Genomic DNA, 16,841 nt, shown 5'->3' with positions numbered 1-16,841 from the left:
TCAATAAAAAACTGATAATGATTCTCAGTGTCATTGACAACAGAGGTGGATGCTACTAAAATTTGACGAGTATAAAAGGGTACCTCTTACGAGGTTCGCCCAGATGGGAAGAATGCGCGCTTATGAGATTGGCCTTATATTTGTTGTTGTCGCTCGCCGTACTTGTTATAGCCCTTATTTGCAGCATTTCTTTTGGCGTTACAGATATTTCGCTTCGGGTCGTATGGGACTCGATCATCCACGGCGGCACGAGCAATGAACAGCTCATCGTCCGCACGGCGCGATTGCCGCGCGCGCTCATTGCCGGGGCGGTTGGCGCCAGCCTCGCCGTTGCGGGAGCGCTGATGCAGGCCATCACGCGCAACCCGATCGCCTCGCCGAGCACGGTTGGGGTAAACTCCGGCGCGACGTTCTTCATTATCGTGGCAGGCGCATGGTTCGGCGTGTCCGGGCTGCACGCATTCACGCTCGTGGCGCTGCTGGGCGCGGCAATCAGCGGCACAATCGTATTCACCCTCGGCAGTATCGGACGGGACGGGATGACGCCTGTGAAGGTCACGCTGAGCGGCGCAGCGATGGCTGCGTTCTTCGCTTCCCTGACGCAGGGCGTTATGCTGACGGATGGCAAAATGTTCGACCAGATCCTCGCCTGGCTGGTCGGCTCCGTTGCAGGACGCGAGATGTCGCAACTAGCCGCCGTGTGGCCATATATGGCGGTCGGCATGGTCATCGCGCTGTTCCTGCCGCGTCACTTGAACGTGCTCGCGATGGGCGACGATATCGCGGCGGGGCTTGGGCAGCGCACGGCGCACATCAAGGTGCTGGCCGCGGCTGCGATCATCCTGCTGGCTGGCGCTGCAGTTGCCGCAGCGGGACCGATCGCGTTCATCGGCATTATCATCCCGCATATCGTCCGCTACATGGTCGGAACCGATTACCGCTGGATCTTGCCGTACAGCGCGGTATACGGCGCGCTCCTGCTCGTAGCGGCCGATGTGGGCTCGCGCTACATCGCGATGCCCAAAGAAGTGCCCGTGGGCGTCATGACGGCGATTATCGGCGTTCCGTTCTTCGTCTATATCGCCAGGAAAGGTAGAACGCGCCATGGGTAAATATCAAACATTCCGCACATCGAAGGTTTCGTTTCTCATCGAGAAGCGAACGGTCTGGATATCGCTTATTCTGCTCGTGCTTTGCATCGTAGCAGCGATCATTAGCGCAGGCAGCGGCGGCCAACCGATCTCGCCGCTGAACGTCATCAAGGTGCTCCTCGGCGGGGGCAAGCCGATGGATCAAGTCATTATCGAGAAGCTGCGGCTGCCGCGCATCGTCATCGGCGTTCTCGTCGGCGCATCGCTCGCGGTCGCAGGCGCCGTGCTGCAAGGCATCATCCGCAATCCGCTGGCTTCGCCGGATGTGACGGGCGTGACAGAGGGCGCATCGCTTGGCGCCGTGCTGTTCATCTTCCTGTTCGGCGGCGCCGTATCGATCCACTGGATGCCGCTGTTCGCGATTGCCGGCGCGCTCCTTATGACCGCGCTGCTGTATGTGCTCGCGTGGAAGCGCGGCGTGGAGCCGCTGCGGCTCGTTCTCGTCGGCATCGGCGTCTCTGCCGCGATCAAGTCGGTCTCCTATATGCTCATCATCTCCGGGCCGATGGCGCTCGCCCAGCGCTCGCTTACTTTCATGACCGGCAGCATTTACGGGACATCCTGGGATAAGGATGTCATGACGCTGCTGCCGTGGGTGCTCATCCTGCTGCCGCTGACGTGGCTGCAGGCAAGGAACGTGAACATTCAGGCGCTCGGCGACGACGTCGCCAGCAGCGCCGGGGCGAGGGTGCAGCGGCAGCGGCTCCTGCTCATCGCGCTTAGCGTAGGCCTCGCGGGTGCCGCCGTTGCCATCGGCGGGGCGATCGCGTTCATTGGCCTGATGGCGCCGCATATCGCGCGCAAGCTGGTCGGCTCGTCCTTCGGCAGCGTCGTGCCGGTCAGCGCGCTGCTCGGGGCGCTCATTCTGCTCGTCGCGGACGTGGTCGCGCGCACGGCTTTCCTGCCGAACGACGTACCGGCAGGCGTACTGACGGCGGCAATCGGCGCGCCGTTCTTCATGTATCTGCTCTATCGGAACCGGAATCGCAGCTAGCAGGGAGGCAGGAAATCAATATGAGTCATTTAGAAGCTAGGGGACTCGGGTTGTCCTACGGAGGTAACTATATTTTTGAAAATCTGAATCTCTCCATTCCGAAGGGGAAGGTGACCGTGTTCATCGGGAGCAACGGCTGCGGGAAGTCGACGCTGCTTCGCTCGATGGCGCGGCTCCTGAAGCCGCAGCACGGTTCTGTCGTGCTGGAGGGCGCGGATATTGCGGGCATGTCGACGAAGGAGGTCGCGCGCAAGCTGGCGATCCTGCCGCAGGGGCCGGTTACTCCGGAAGGGCTGACCGTATTGCAGCTCGTGAAGCAGGGCAGATACCCGTACCAGTCCTTGCTGAAGCAATGGTCGAGAGAGGACGAAGCGAGCGTGCAGGGCGCGCTTGCGGCGACCGGCATGACTGAGCTGGCGGAGCGGTCCGTGGATTCGTTATCCGGAGGCCAGCGGCAGCGGGCATGGATCGCGATGACGATCGCGCAGGAAACGCCGATCATTCTGCTCGATGAGCCGACGACATACCTCGACTTGACGCACCAGATCGAGGTGCTTGATCTGCTTGACGCGATGAACCGCCGGGAGCAGCGGACCGTTGTCATGGTGCTGCACGATATCAATCTCGCGTGCCGATATGCGGATCATATCGTTGCGATTCGAGACGGACTGGTCGAGTCGCAGGGACGACCGGATGAAATTATCGATGAGGAATTGATCGAGAAGGTATTCCGACTCAAATGCGATATTATCCCTGATCCGCTGTACGGAACGCCGCTGTGCATTCCGCATGGCAGGGGAAGAAGGCGATCTGCTGCGGCTATAACGGCCAAAGCAGAGGTTGTATAGGTTCGAATTGTGGCTGTCCGGTAGTCTGATGCAGACTGGCGGGCAGCCTTATTTTGCATGCGGAGATGGCATTGACAGGGTAAGCTGCGTTCGTTAGTATACCCATAGGGGTATATGCTCCGTGAACGCGGCGTGCTCCGCTTGATGGAAGACGAGCTGCTCGTGAAGGGCCGTTTTAACTGTTTAACTCTTAATACTTAAATCTTGACTAATTATAAGCATCCTGAGGAGGACGGCAACAATGGGATTTCGAATCGCAAAAGAATTAACGCCTGGGCAGCTCGCTGCACGACTGAGCGAGGGAGAACAGCCTTTCATGCTTGATGTTCGCGAGCCGAACGAATGGGCGGCGGGTCATCTGGCAGGAGCGGTGCATATTCCGGTTGGTCAGCTGCAGGAGCGGCTGCAAGAACTGCCGCAAGGACGCGAGCTCATCGTGATGTGCAAAGGCGGCGGTCGAAGCGCGCTCGCTTGCGAGCTGCTCGGCGAACGAGGCTTCGATGTCGTGAACCTGACGGGCGGCCTTATGAGCTGGACAGGCGAGCTTGTGCAGGACTAGCAGGGAACAGCGTTAGCAATCGAAAGGGGCGTCTAAAGTTACATTGGAAACGGCAATTAATCTACTTTTTATTGTGCTTGTCATTTGGTTCGCCTATACGCGCTTTGGCAGGGTGAAAGGGCTCCGCACGCTGAAGGAAGCAGACTTCCGCAGCAAGCTTGAAACAGCTCCCGAAGCGATGCTCATCGACGTTCGCGAGCCGAACGAATTCAAGAGCGGCGCCATTCCGGGCGCGCTCAACATTCCGTTGTCGCAGCTCGGGCAGCGAATCGATGAAATTCCGAAGGAGCGCGAGCTGCTGCTGTATTGCCGCAGCGGCATGCGCAGCAAGACGGCGGCGCGAATGCTGGGCCGGGGCGGTTATAGCCACATCTCGCATCTGCGGGGCGGCATTAGTGTGTGGAGCGGCCGCATCTCACGTTAACGTTCATAAGAGAGTCCTTTTCAGGCTGGCACCTTGGCATTAACAGGTCTGCAGCGGCAATAGGGCTCTTTTTTGCATGAAATCCACCGCACTCGGTCACATTAGCATCGATGCTGGATGGTCTGACTGCAACTATTTGCGAATTAAATCTAACGTTGACGTTAACGTTATAATAGGAGTAAGATGAAATCAACGACGAATAACAATCGGATGATTGAAGGGAGGGTTCAACAAGCAGTGGAACGTTTCAAAATTGACGATGTCGCCAAGGCTTCCGGTCTAACGAAGCGCACGATCCGCTACTATGAAGAGCTTGGCTTGCTTCCAGCGCCAGAGCGTACAGAGGGCGGAACCAGGCTGTACACTCGGATGCATATCGATCGGCTGAAGCAGCTTGTCGATGCGCGTGATGTTCTCGGCTTCTCACTGCAGGAGCTGGTCGATTTCGTAGCGATACGCGAGGAGATCGTTCAGCATCGGGATGCGTATCACCTCACCGAAGAGGCTGAGCAGAGACGTCTCAAGCTGATGGAAGTCGGGCAGATGCTCGATAAGCAGCTCGAGATGATCGACATTAAGCTCGAGAAGATCGCGGGGTTCCGCAAAGAGATCGAGAAGCTTCAGGTACGTGTCTCAAACGCGCTGAACCAGCAGCCCACACCACCAAAAGAAGGGGAGTAATTCAACCATGTCATCACCGGCACGTCAGCAAGCTCGTGCAGAAGCGCCTGTCCAAGGCGCTCCTGCCAAGAAACAAAGTATGTTTAATCAGCCGATCGCCGTATGGGCTATCGCCTTCGCCAGCATTATCGCGTTCATGGGCCTAGGCCTCGTTGACCCGATTCTGCCTATGATGAAGGACCAGTTGCACGCAACGGACAGCCAGCTTACGCTGCTGTTCACCAGCTATAACGCGGTTATGGCGGTTGCGATGCTCATTACAGGCGTCATCTCTGCACGTCTTGGCATTAAGCGGATGCTGCTTAGCGGTATCGTCATCATTGCTATTTTCTCCGCGCTTGCCGGCAGTGTCGATCACGTGATGGATATCGTTTGGCTCCGCGCAGGCTGGGGTCTAGGTAACGCCTTCTTCGTTGCAACGGCGTTGTCCGCGATTGTATCGCTGTCCCGTGTCGGCGTTGCTGCTTCGATTATTTTGTTCGAGGTCGCGGTCGGTCTTGGCATCTCGGTAGGTCCGCTGCTCGGCGGCGAGCTCGGTGCAATCACATGGCGCGCGCCGTTCTATGGTGTTGCAGGACTGATGGTTATTGCATTCTGTCTCATTCTGTTCATGATGCCCAGAGCATTTGCTAAAGCACCAACAGCGGCTGCCAAGACAGTGAAGAAGAAAGCATCGCTGCTCGATCCGTTCCGCGCACTCAAGTATCGCGCACTGTTCGTATTCGGTTTGTCCGCGGCTTTCTATAACTTCGGCTTCTTCACACTGCTTGTATACGCAGCGCTTGTGCTTGGACATATGCACCATCTGGATGTGCACGGTCTCGGTTATGTGTTCCTCGGCTGGGGTCTTATGCTTGCCTTCACATCGGTCGTTACAGCTCCGAAGCTGCAGAAGAGCATGGGTACCATTACAGCCATGTGCACGCAGCTCATTCTGTTCGCTGCAACCTTGTTCGCAATGGGCTACTGGACGACGAATAAATCGGTTGTCATCGTGATGGTAATCGTCGCTGGCGCTTTCCTGGGCAACAACAACACGCTGATTACGACGGCGGTTATGAATGCTGCACCGATCGAGCGTCCGACAGCCTCGGCGGCATACAGCTTCCTTCGTTTCATCGGCGGCGCGCTTGCACCGTACTATGCAGTTAAGTTCGCGGAATGGTTCGACTTCCATGCTCCGTTCTACATTGGCGGCGGCTTCGTACTACTGGCAGTAATCTTCATCTGGCTGAACCGCAAACATCTGAAGCATGTCGATGCGGCAGAGGGTCACTAAGTTAAGTTATACTTTTGTGCCGGACCCCAATAATGCACCTTGGCATGTTCAAAAAGTAACGTTTACGTAAATGTTATAAAATCGTAGTCCCTAGTCTATAGGGGCTGCTTTTTTTATTGTCTCAACGCGCTCGAAAGCTGGTACGATAGAGGAAAGTGACTATTGGAGTCGAAGGGGAGAATCGAAGGATGAACATGGACGCTAACGTGTATGCGTGCAAAAGATGGAGTGAGCAAGAAGGCTGGGACTCGCATGAATGGGTGCAGCTGTCGGATACGGTGAGCGGCGAAGCGTCTGCGGAGCGGACGCGCGTGCGTTGCGGCTGGACGGCCGAGGCATTGCTTATTCAGTTTCTATGCGAGGATACGCATATCGTATCGGACTATACGCAGAAGGACGAGCCGTTGTACAACCAGGATGTCGTGGAAGTGTTCATCGATGAGCGGTGCATCGGCACCGGTTATATAGAGCTGGAAGTGAGTCCGCATAATGTCGTGTTCGATGCGCGGATCGGTAACGAGGACAATCGTGCGGTTAATATTGATCTGGGCTGGAATATCGAAGGGCTCCAAACGTCGGTAAACCGAATCGAATCGGGGGAGCTGCTCTATGAGATCCGTATTCCGGCGGCAGGCAACTTCGAGACGAAGCTGGAAGAGGGCATCCGCTGGAAGGTGAACTTCTACCGCATCGACGAGAGCGTGGAAGGCGTGCGCGAGTATCAAGCATGGCAGCCTACGGGGGCGGTCCAGTTTCATATGCCTGGCAAGTTCGGCACGCTTTTATTCGTATAAATAGCTGGCTGGCGGCTGCTGCCCTTGTGTTCCCCTTGAAATTTTGGGACAATACGAACAAAGAATGTGCACCGGGACATCAGTTAGGTGTTGAAGAGAGGATCTATCATGCATAAACCATCCATCTATGGATTTACGTTCGAGCAGCTGACCAGCTGGCTTGCAGAACACGGACATAAGAAGTCGCGCGCGCTGCAGGTGTGGGATTGGCTGTATCGGAAGCGGGTGACGAGCTTTGGCGAGATGACGGATGTTCATCCGTCTTGTCTGGAGCAGCTGGCAGCGCATTATGATATTCAGACGCTGGGCGAGCATACGAAGCAGGAATCGGCGGACGGCACGATCAAGTTTCTGCTGAAGCTGACGGACGGCAACCTGATCGAGACGGTGCTGATGCGCCACAAGTTCGGCTTGTCCGTCTGCGTGACGACGCAGGTCGGCTGTAACATCGGCTGCAGCTTCTGCGCGAGCGGGCTGCTGGCCAAGAGCCGCGATCTGACGGCAGGCGAGATCGTCGGCCAGATTATGAAGGTGCAGCTGCACCTAGATGCGCAGGGGGGCGGGGATCGCGTCAGCCATATCGTCGTCATGGGCATCGGCGAGCCGTTCGACAACTTCGAGAATATGGTCGATTTCCTCGACGTGGTCAAGGATCACAAAGGGCTCGCGATTGGCGCGCGCCATATCACGGTATCGACGAGCGGGCTCGCGAACAAAATCCGCGAGTTCACCGACCGTAACGTCGGCGTGAACCTGGCGGTATCGCTGCATGCGCCGAACAACGAGCTGCGCACGCGCATTATGAAGATCAACCGGGCGATTCCGATCGAAGAGTTAATGGAAGCGATCGATTACTACCTCAGCAAGAACAAACGCCGCGTGACGCTGGAGTATATTTTGCTGCGGGACGTGAACGACCAGAAGGAGCATGCGCTTGAGCTCGCTGAGCTGATCGGCGATCGGCGCCAGCAGGTCAACGTGAACCTGATCCCGTACAATCCGGTCGATGAACACAGCCAGTACCAGCGCAGCGAGCAGGAGTCGATCCGCGTCTTCTACGATACGCTGAAGAAGCAGGATGTCAGCGTGAGCGTGCGCCTCGAGCACGGCACGGACATTGATGCTGCGTGCGGACAGCTGCGGAGTAAACAGATCAAGGCTTCGGTATAAAACTCCGGTATGAAGTGAGTATATGGGTCAGGTAAAATCAACCGCTGCGCGTTCGGATCATTGTTCCGATCGCTGGACAAATAGAGCGCAATCGAATCACACTTCCGGATGCGCTTTGCTAATTTATCGCCGATTTCCGCCAATGTGGGGTACTGCGTACCTCTCTTTGGCGCTTTATCGCCGATTTCCGCCAATGTGTGGTACTACGTACCTCTCTTTGCCGTTTTCTCGCCGATTTCCGCCAATGTGGGGTACTACGTACCTCTCTTTGGCGCTTTCTCGCCGATTTCCGCCAATGTGGGGTACTACGTACCTCTCTTTGCCAATTTCTCGCCGATTTCCGCCAATGTGGGGTACTACGTACCTCTCTTTGCTACTTTCTCGCCGATGTCCGCCAATGTGGGGTACTACGTACCTCTCTTTGCCAATTTCTCGCCGATTTCCGCCAATGTAGGGTACCACGTACCTCTCTTTGCCGCTTTCTCGCCGCTTTCTGCCAATGTGGGGTACCACGTACCTCTCTTTGCTACTTTCTCGCCGATGTCCGCCAATGTGGGGTACTACGTACCTCTCTTTGCTGCTTTCCCGCCGCTTTCCGCCAATGTGGGGTACTACGTACCTCTCTTTGCCACTTTCTCGCCGCTTTCTGCCAATGTGGGGTACCACGTACCTCTCTTTGCTACTTTCTCGCCGATGTCCGCCAATGTGGGGTACTACGTACCTCTCTTTGCTGCTTTCCCGCCGCTTTCCGCCAATGTGGGGTACTACGTACCTCTCTTTGCCAATTTCCCGCCGATTTCCGCCAGTGTGGGGTACTACATACCTCTCGGCAAGACCGCAAGGATTGTCAGGTTCGGCAAGCGGCGTCGCTCTACAATGAGGATAAGGGGAGGTGATCCGATGAATGAAGAAGAGCGGTACGCGGGTATTATCGGCGCGGCCGAATTCATCGAGCAGCACTTGCAGGAGGAGCTTCATCTGGAGGAGCTGGCGCGGATGACGGGGTACTCGCCGTTTCATTTTCACCGCTTGTTCTGCGCTTGCACGGGTGCGACGCTGTCCCAATACATCCGCGAGCGGCGGCTCGCTTATGCGGCGCGCCAGCTGAGAAGCACGGACGAATCCGGCACGCGCATCGGGTTCGACATCGGTTACGGCAGTCACGAGTCTTTCATCCGCTCGTTTATGAAGCGATTCGGGGAGCCTCCTCAATTATTCAGAAGGAGAGCGTGTACAATGAGAGAGCCGAAGATTGAAGTGCGTCAAGCTGCGCATGTTGCAGGGGTCGTGTGTCAGACAGATACGTCGAAGGACCGTCACATTGCAGCCGCTTGGAAGGAGCTTAGCCGCTTGTGGGCGCAAATTCCGGGCAAAGTGAGCGAGGAGAGCTGCTTCGGGCTTGAGCTCTACGAACCGCAGGCTGATGCTCGCAGCGGGCAGTTCACGTACGTGGCAGGCGTTCAAGTAGCCGACTTGTCTGCTTTACCAGGGGGCGTTACCGGCTATACCATTCCCGGCGGCAAATACGCGGTGTTCACGCATGTAGGCTCCACAGAGCTGCTCGGCGAAACATTCGGATATATTTACGGTGAGTGGCTTCCGGCGTCCGGGGAAGCACGGAAAGAGATGGATGGAGGCGACGCGTGCAGCTTCGACTTCGAGTTCTACGGTCCCGGATTTCAGGAGGGGCGGGCCGACTCGGAGCTCCACATTTACGTGCCGATCAAGTAAAATACTGGCGTTCAGATGCCTCCCTTGCGGGGGCATTTTTTTTATTGTAAGGACCTGACATGGAGGAATAAGACGAGAAGCATGCTGGGTAAGCTCTTATAGGGCAACAACTTTTTGTCAACAATGACAAAGGTGGGCAAGAGGAAAGAGACTTTAGGCCCTAAATAGGCTAAAATAGAGGAATCAAGTGGAACGGGAGCTGGATCGATGTCGAAAGAAGAAGTGATTTTGACCAAAGAAGGTTATGACAAGCTGCAAGAGGAGCTCGACGACCTCAAGTATGTGAAGCGCAAGGAACTGGCGGCTCGCATTAAGCTGGCCATCAGCTACGGTGACCTGAAGGAGAACAGCGAGTATCATTCCGCGAAGAACGACCAATCGTTCATGGAAACACGCATTATTATTCTTGAGAAAATGCTTGCAACCGCGCGTGTTGTCGAAGCTGATCCGAACAAAAGCACAGTGCAGGTAGGCTCGATGGTCACAGTGCATGATGTCGAGTTTGATGAGAAGATCACGTATCAAATCGTCGCGCCGGCAGAGGCGGATGTGGCAGAGAACAAAATTTCTTATGAAAGCCCGCTTGGCAGAGAGTTGATTGGCAAATCGGTTGGGGATTCCATCAACGTCAACGCCCCGATGGGTGTAGTCGTGTACAAGCTGCTCGAAGTCAAGGCGTTCTAATACGGCTTATTCAAGTAAGGCAGGTGTCTGTTGCTCCTGATCGGGAGCGGGATGCCTGTCTTTTTCTATGCGCCAACATGCGGGCTGCTGCTGTTCCCTGGCATACATCCTGGCCGCTAATGCGCTGGCGAAGAAGAGGCGATGGCCTTCCGTGTCAAGCGTACAGGCCGCCGCATTCGATAACGCATAGTATGTGGTGTACTCCATTAAGAGGAAGGAGTGATTCCTTAGTGAATTACCACCAAGCATTAGCAGGTGCAGGAATGGGTCCTGGCAACAACGTCGCTGGAGCAAACACTGGCGGGGAGTTCTGTCCAGACTGTCCTACACAAACGATGTATGATCCGCCGGTTACGCTATATGAAGATGTCTATCATCCGCAGCTGGTCAACGTCGTTCATGCTGTCAATGTAGTGAAGCAGCATCACTGCTGCCCTGTTTACAACCACTGCTACACGTATTCCGAGACTGACGTCATGGCTAGAGGCAAAAAAGCTCGGGTATCGAGTGCAAAACGAGCTAAGAAATCCACTAAGAAACGTTCCAGAAAATAGTCCAGCATAAACCATAGCGAATCCGCGCCAAATAACCCGTAGGCGACACCCTTTGCGGAGGGCTTGTCTCACGGGTTATTTGTTTGGGGTGAAATGTCATTATTCATCAGTCAATGAGCGCATGAGCTATTTCCAGAGCAGCTGCCGTCTCACCTGTCCGACAATAATACTGGAACAGCTCTTTCTCGGATTGCTCAATCAGGAGTACATGGCCGAGTTTCCGGTAAATGGGCAGTGCTTCATCGCGAAGATAAGTGTGGTACTGGAACTCATCTTTGCGGATTTTGTAGAGAACGAGGTTGAACAGCGATACATAGAGCGCTTCTTTCATCGATACTGCGGATGCGAGCCCTTCTTGCGCAAGCTGCTCGACCTGTTCGTTAGGGAGCAGTTCACCGTCGTAGCAGCTTCTCAGGTATCCATGCAGCGACAGCAAGTAAGGGCCGGTCCGCCGATTTTTCAGCTCCATCGACTGTTTGTACAATAGGCTTGCTTGCTTGTATTGTTTGCGGCGATACAGCTCGTACCCCAAATTATGCACGAGCCGCGCTTTGCGGTCAGGGGCACCGACCATGTCGCTGCTTTGAATCAAGTTCTCGAAGCGGGTAACCACCTTGTCGAACTCCGTGCCGTGGTCGTCCTGTACTTGAATGAGCATCAGCATCTCCGAGTCAATTACACGCAGGAAGCAGTTGATCTCCTTGAAGTAGTTGCGTGCTTTCTCCGCGTAGAAGTAAGCCATGACCTCCGACTTCAGCGTATGGTAGGCTACCGCCAGATGGTGATAGAATTCAGGGTTGTTATATTCTTTCTCATTGATCGATTTCAGCATCGCAATGGCTTCGTGATAATGCTGCCGCGCCAAATAGTAGATGCCTTGCACATGTTTGAAGAGATTGCTTTCAAAAGCAGGCAGCTGATCCTTCGACTTCGCGATCTTCTGAATCATGCGATGCGCTTTATCGGCCTCATTCATGAACAGCAAATATTTGATCTGCAGCAGGAGGTACAGGGTTTGATATTCAGAGATCGATAGCAGCATCTCCTGCTCGAGCTCTCCGCGTATAGCTTCAACTTCCGGCCGGATCTGCTTCACGATGACGTCGTGCCAGTCATACAGCCGCTTCTTGAGCTTATTGAACCGAGAGAGTTCCTCTTCTAACGAGATACCAAGCCGCTCCGAGAGCAGCGTTACAATTTCGGGCGAGTAGTCCGTAATGCCGCGTTCGATCTTGCTAATATGGGTGTCCGAGCAGATGCCGATTCCGAGTTGTTCTTGCGTTAGCTGGGCTTTTTCCCGGTAAAGCTTGATAATCTTGCCTTCGTGCATCGGAAGGAGCCCCTTTCGTTTTCTTGGCGGGCGGATTGTGCGCTACATTGGGGGAATTCGGCGCAAATGCTTGAAAATCCTTCATTTACATATTTGTATTTAGTTTCCAACGGGTGGACCTATGCCAAATTGCTGTTCATAGCTTCAAAAAACCGCTATACTGGAATCAACTATATTGTTACGGCAAAAGGAGTCTATGCATGTCATCGAAAAAGACAGGTTTTGAGTCATATCCGCTAAGCGAGGAGATCGTCCGTGCGCTAGATAGCCTTGGCTATACGGAGCCGACGCCCGTGCAGCGCGAGGTTATTCCGCAGGTGCTCGCGCAGCGGGATATGACTGTCCGCTCGCAGACAGGGAGCGGCAAGACGGCGGCGTTCGGCATTCCGATCTGCGAGCTTGTCGCATGGGAGGAGAATAAGCCGCAGGCGCTCATTCTGACGCCGACGCGGGAGCTGGCCGGGCAGATCAAGGAGGATATGATCAATATCGGCCGATTTAAGCGGATAAAGGCGGTGGCGATCTACGGGAAGCAGCCATTCGCGCAGCAGCGGCTTGAGCTGAAGCAGAAGGTGCACGTCATCGCGGGAACGCCGGGACGGGTACTCGATCATATTCAGCGCGGCACGCTGCAGGTCGAGAAGCTGCGGTATCTCGTTATCGACGAGGCTGACGAGATGCTGAGCCGCGGTTTTATCGAGCAGGTGGAGGCGATTATGGCGCTGCTGCCGACGCAGCGGCTGACGCTGCTGTTCTCGGCTACGATGCCGCCTGATGTGGAGCGGCTCTGCCATGAGTATATGAAAAGCCCTGTCGATATCGAGATCGAGGCGGAAGGCGGCGTGACGGTAGAGCGGATTACACATACGCTCTATTCGGTTGCTCAGGAGCAGGAGAAGCTGGAGCTGCTGCGGGCGATCACGGTAACTCGGAATCCGGACAACTGCATTGTGTTCTGCCGGATGCAGGAGACGGTCGACCAAGTGGCGCGGCAGCTGAAGCGCTGGGGCTATCCGTGCGACAAGCTGCACGGCGGCATGGAGCAGAATGACCGCTTCAGCGTCATGCATGCGTTCCGCAGGCGAGAGTTCCGCTACTTGGTCGCGACGGATCTGGCTGCGCGCGGCATCGATATTGAGAATATCACGCATGTCATTAACTATGACTTGCCGATGGATAAAGAGAATTTCGTGCACCGCATCGGCCGGACAGGTCGTGCCGGCATGAGCGGCGAAGCGATTACTTTCGCTGTATTGCCGGGTGAGCAGCGGTATCTCGAGGAGATCGAGAGCTACATCGGGTTTGAACTGCCGCGTGCGGAGATGCCGACGGCGGAGGAATTGGCTGTGGCTTCGCGGGCATTCGAGGCGAAGCTTGGCAAGGAAGAGGCGCCGCGTGTGGACCGGCGGGACCTGCTGAGCCAGGATATTACGAAGCTGTATTTTGGCGGCGGGAAGAAGAAGAAGCTGCGCGCGGTCGACTTCGTGGGGACGATCGCGAAGCTTGAAGGCATTACTGCCGACGATATCGGCATTATCTCGATTGAAGATAATGCCACGTTCGTCGACATTCTGAACGGCAAAGGGCAGCTCGTGCTGCAGGCGATGAAGCAGACGACGATCAAGGGCAAGCTGCTCAAGGTGCATGTGGCGAATAAGTAGGGATATTCGCGGCGGGATCCATGAGCAGCTTGTGGATCCAGATCGCCGCTTGCGCGCCTTCGCCCATCGCGATCGACACCTGCTCCGCATGCACGGCGACGTCGCCGGCGGCCCAGACGCCGGGCACGCTCGTCATTTTGCTGCGCGGATCGGTCCAGACATGGCCGTTCTCGTGCAAGCTTGCGCCGAGCTGGCGAGCTAGCTGGGAGCGCACCTCGTTGCCGCCGTAGGCGAGGAAGGCGCGGTCCGCTTCGATGGCGGTGCCGTCGGCGAGCTGCACGCCTCGAAACTGCCCGGTGGCGGTATCGACGGTGATGGCGGAGACGACCGCTTGGGTATGGCGAATGCCGGCGGCTTCAAGCTGCGCGCGGATGCTGGCGCTTGTGGCGCCTGAAGCGGTTCGCTGCTGAGCATCGTTATTGGCTTTAGCCTCGGGCTCGGCTTCGGCTTGTTCGATGTAGACGAGCTTGTCGGTCCATGCGCGCAGGGTAAGCGCCATGTTCGCGCCGACATCGCCTGCGCCGAGCACGATGGTGCGGCGGTCTTTCACTTCGTAACCGTCGCAGTCCGGGCACACGTAGACGGTGAGCCCCAGGCATGGGCGCAGGCCCGGATAGTCGGTGAACCGGTCCATGACGCCCGTGGCAATGAGCAGCGTCCGCGCCTTGTATGTGGCGCTGCTGCTGCTTTCGCCTTCGCCGGCGCCGCGCAGCACGAAGTGGCCGTCCGCGGCGCGGGAAGCATCGACGATCGTGTCGTGTACGACGTCGATGCCGTATGCCGCGAGCTGCCGCATGCCGGCTTCGCGCAGCTCGGTGCCGGATACGCCGTCCGGGTAGCCGAGCAGATTGCGATAGCTGCGGCATATCGCGGACCGGCCGTCGCCGGAGTCGATGACAAGCACCCGGTGCGAAGCATATCGCCCGAGCTGAATGGCAGCCTGCAGTCCGGCAATGCCGCCGCCGATAATGATGCAATCCATAATCATGACGAATCTCCCTACATGTCAAAGTCGAAGTTGAAGTTGAAGTTGAAGTTGAAGATGAAGCCTAAGCAGACTTGTCGGATTATTATTTTCCAGAACGGCGGGAATCAATCTCCCGACTGGGGATTTTGGCAAAAGAGAGTGCTCCAGGTATCTACATTGGTTGAGAATCGGTAGGTGGAGAAATAGCGTGTCCTCCAGGGATACACATAGACGAATATGTGCGAAGTATGACTCAAGAGTGTCCCTCAGGATTACACATAGGCGGAAATCCGGGGAATTAGGTGCAAGAGTGACCCTCAGGGATACACATATTCGGACAACGAACTCTATCTTAAAAGGAGGTACCACCCCCAATGATCAAACTGCAAGACGGCCCGCTCACCTTGTTCGAGAGCGCGCTGTACAAGACCATGTCCGCAGTCGTAGAAACGGTGGACGCAGTCATTATTGTCGATCCGTGCTGGCTGCCGCATGAGGTCGAGGAGATTCGCCAATATGCGGATAACCTCGCTGGAGACAGGTCGAAGTACGTGCTATTCACCCATTCCGACTTCGACCATATCATCGGATACGGGGCGTTCGCGGACGCGGCGGTCATTGCATCCGCCGCTTTGGCAGATAAGCCGGATGCGGATAAAGAAGCAATTCTCGAGCAAATTCGCGACTTCGAGCATTCGTACTACTTGGAGCGGGATTACGAGATCGCCTATCCAACGGTCACGCACCGCGCGGAAGCAGATGGACAAGTACTGAATCTGAGCGAAGGCGGAACGCGCCTGACCTTCTACCAAGCACCGGGTCACAACAACGACGGCATCTATACCGTCATTGAGCCGCTCGGGCTGCTGTTCGCAGGCGATTACTGGTCGGACATCGAGTTCCCGTATATCTACTTCAGCAGCACGGAGTACGAGACGAGCATCCGGAAGCTCGATACGATGCTCGCGAACCGCGCCATTACTCGACTTATCCCGGGTCATGGCAACTCAACCACCGACCACGGCGAGATGAAACGCCGCCAAGAGTCGGATTTGGCTTACATTGCCGCGATGCGGGCGGCTGTCCGGGCGGGCGACCAGGCTGCGATCGACAGGCTGATCGAGGGCTGCAAGTTCCCGCGCAACATGCGCAAATTCCACCGCGGCAACCAGACGCTGTTCGAACGCGAGCTGCAGATCAGCGAGTAACTCTCACTGGTCCCGCACTGGTCCCGCACTGGTTATGCATTGTTCGCGCGCCGCTCACGCATCTATCACACACCAATCACGCCACACTCACGCGCCAGCCACGCGCAACACGAGTGATAAATATAATTAATTTGTCCGATAATTATTTTCTATTTTTGTATTGACATTCATTCCCTGCTGCCATTATCATAAACACTATCTTAAACAGGAAGGAGGCCGATTGACATGACGGTCCGCAACATTGCCCACACGTCTCAATTGAATAAGCTGTTCATTGTCCATCGGCCTTTACGGGCCCCAGCAAGGGAAAGACAAGGATAACCGCGCTGCATCGCAATCACGATTACGTTCCCAATCACGATCGTAATCAATGATTATGATTCCGACCTGCCACCTACGACAGGCGGCACAGAGGCGCGCCTTATGTTCCACATTGCATGAAGACCGTAAGCGAATGGGCTTACGGTCTTTTGTGCGCTTGGCAGCGCAATCGACTAAGGAGTGAAAGTCTCTAGCACACCGCGAGGTGGCGGAAGTGCATAGCTGACGCATAGTGCTTTGTCCGCGAGGAGAGGTGCGGAGGATGCGAAGGCAAAACCCGGAACAGGCGGCATACCAAGTTGGCTGACAGAGCCGGATAACCCTGCAAAAGAAGGGGAGGTCCAATACCACCAGTGGCTCTGGAAGTTAGGAGGACTGGTTTCGGGGGAAAGTCGGTTGACGTGACCCAAGGAGATCTCATCGTCTCCGCTAAGAAGCGGTAACCCTTGTTCGAAACCGTGACGGTTAAGGCGAGGTTATGGAGG

General features: G+C 55.8%; 16 protein-coding genes. 14 read left to right on the top strand and 2 right to left on the bottom strand.

All coding sequences use genetic code 11. The features are described 5' to 3' along the window. The first annotated feature begins 122 nt into the window (after positions 1 to 122). The 12 genes from A8990_RS24665 (at position 123) to A8990_RS31310 (ending at position 10,869) form a co-directional block, all read left to right on the top strand. Entirely contained in the window at positions 123 to 1,112 is a 990-nt protein-coding gene (locus A8990_RS24665; protein WP_116191702.1) for a FecCD family ABC transporter permease, read from the top strand. Further along, complete coding sequence (locus A8990_RS24660; protein ID WP_116191701.1) at positions 1,105 to 2,145, top strand: FecCD family ABC transporter permease; 1,041 nt, start codon at positions 1,105 to 1,107, stop codon at positions 2,143 to 2,145. The genes A8990_RS24665 and A8990_RS24660 overlap by 8 nt, the downstream gene beginning before the upstream one ends. Before the next feature lie 20 nt (positions 2,146 to 2,165). Next, positions 2,166 to 2,993 (top strand): ABC transporter ATP-binding protein, encoded by an 828-nt coding sequence (locus A8990_RS24655; RefSeq protein WP_116191700.1) that lies wholly within the window; start codon positions 2,166 to 2,168, stop codon positions 2,991 to 2,993. A 241-nt stretch (positions 2,994 to 3,234) separates the two neighbouring features. Next, entirely contained in the window at positions 3,235 to 3,552 is a 318-nt protein-coding gene (locus tag A8990_RS24650; protein WP_116191699.1) for a rhodanese-like domain-containing protein, read from the top strand. Between the two features lie 43 nt (positions 3,553 to 3,595). Next, positions 3,596 to 3,976, top strand: a complete 381-nt coding sequence (locus A8990_RS24645) for a rhodanese-like domain-containing protein (RefSeq protein WP_116191698.1) — start codon at positions 3,596 to 3,598, stop codon at positions 3,974 to 3,976. A gap of 237 nt (positions 3,977 to 4,213) precedes the next feature. Then, on the top strand, positions 4,214 to 4,657 hold the full coding sequence (locus A8990_RS24640) for a MerR family transcriptional regulator (RefSeq protein WP_116191733.1): 444 nt from the start codon (positions 4,214 to 4,216) through the stop codon (positions 4,655 to 4,657). A gap of 7 nt (positions 4,658 to 4,664) precedes the next feature. Further along, on the top strand, positions 4,665 to 5,936 hold the full coding sequence (locus A8990_RS24635) for an MFS transporter (RefSeq protein WP_116191697.1): 1,272 nt from the start codon (positions 4,665 to 4,667) through the stop codon (positions 5,934 to 5,936). A gap of 188 nt (positions 5,937 to 6,124) precedes the next feature. Further along, positions 6,125 to 6,730, top strand: a complete 606-nt coding sequence (locus tag A8990_RS24630) for a carbohydrate-binding family 9-like protein (protein ID WP_116191696.1) — start codon at positions 6,125 to 6,127, stop codon at positions 6,728 to 6,730. 108 nt (positions 6,731 to 6,838) lie between these two features. Continuing rightward, a complete protein-coding gene (gene rlmN, locus A8990_RS24625; protein WP_116191695.1) occupies positions 6,839 to 7,900 on the top strand; it encodes a dual-specificity RNA methyltransferase RlmN in 1,062 nt (353 codons plus the stop codon). A gap of 108 nt (positions 7,901 to 8,008) precedes the next feature. After that, on the top strand, positions 8,009 to 9,631 hold the full coding sequence (locus A8990_RS24620; RefSeq protein WP_116191694.1) for an AraC family transcriptional regulator: 1,623 nt from the start codon (positions 8,009 to 8,011) through the stop codon (positions 9,629 to 9,631). 207 nt (positions 9,632 to 9,838) lie between these two features. Next, positions 9,839 to 10,315 carry a transcription elongation factor GreA gene (greA, locus tag A8990_RS24615; RefSeq protein ID WP_116191693.1) on the top strand — a complete coding sequence of 159 codons (477 nt, stop codon included), beginning with the start codon at positions 9,839 to 9,841 and terminating at the stop codon, positions 10,313 to 10,315. Between the two features lie 230 nt (positions 10,316 to 10,545). Further along, entirely contained in the window at positions 10,546 to 10,869 is a 324-nt protein-coding gene (locus A8990_RS31310; RefSeq protein ID WP_147306864.1) for a hypothetical protein, read from the top strand. A gap of 106 nt (positions 10,870 to 10,975) precedes the next feature. Here A8990_RS31310 and A8990_RS24605 read toward each other — a convergent pair whose 3' ends face one another. Continuing rightward, positions 10,976 to 12,199 carry a helix-turn-helix domain-containing protein gene (locus A8990_RS24605; RefSeq protein ID WP_116191691.1) on the bottom strand — a complete coding sequence of 408 codons (1,224 nt, stop codon included), beginning with the start codon at positions 12,197 to 12,199 and terminating at the stop codon, positions 10,976 to 10,978. A gap of 200 nt (positions 12,200 to 12,399) precedes the next feature. Between A8990_RS24605 and A8990_RS24600 the strand changes: the two genes are divergently transcribed. Continuing rightward, positions 12,400 to 13,860, top strand: coding sequence for a DEAD/DEAH box helicase (locus A8990_RS24600; protein ID WP_116191690.1), 1,461 nt, complete (start codon positions 12,400 to 12,402; stop codon positions 13,858 to 13,860). Here A8990_RS24600 and A8990_RS24595 read toward each other — a convergent pair. Then, on the bottom strand, positions 13,835 to 14,848 hold the full coding sequence (locus A8990_RS24595; protein ID WP_116191689.1) for an NAD(P)/FAD-dependent oxidoreductase: 1,014 nt from the start codon (positions 14,846 to 14,848) through the stop codon (positions 13,835 to 13,837). The genes A8990_RS24600 and A8990_RS24595 overlap by 26 nt on opposite strands. A 353-nt stretch (positions 14,849 to 15,201) precedes the next feature. Here A8990_RS24595 and A8990_RS24590 point away from each other — a divergent pair, with 353 nt between their 5' ends. Then, positions 15,202 to 16,035, top strand: a complete 834-nt coding sequence (locus A8990_RS24590) for an MBL fold metallo-hydrolase (protein WP_116191688.1) — start codon at positions 15,202 to 15,204, stop codon at positions 16,033 to 16,035. Positions 16,036 to 16,841: the final 806 nt, after the last annotated feature.

This window comes from Paenibacillus taihuensis (assembly GCF_003386535.1).
GTDB classification, from domain to species: domain Bacteria; phylum Bacillota; class Bacilli; order Paenibacillales; family Paenibacillaceae; genus Paenibacillus_Z; species Paenibacillus_Z taihuensis.
Note: the sequence above shows the minus strand (reverse complement) of the source record. Positions and strands in the feature narration are given on the sequence as shown.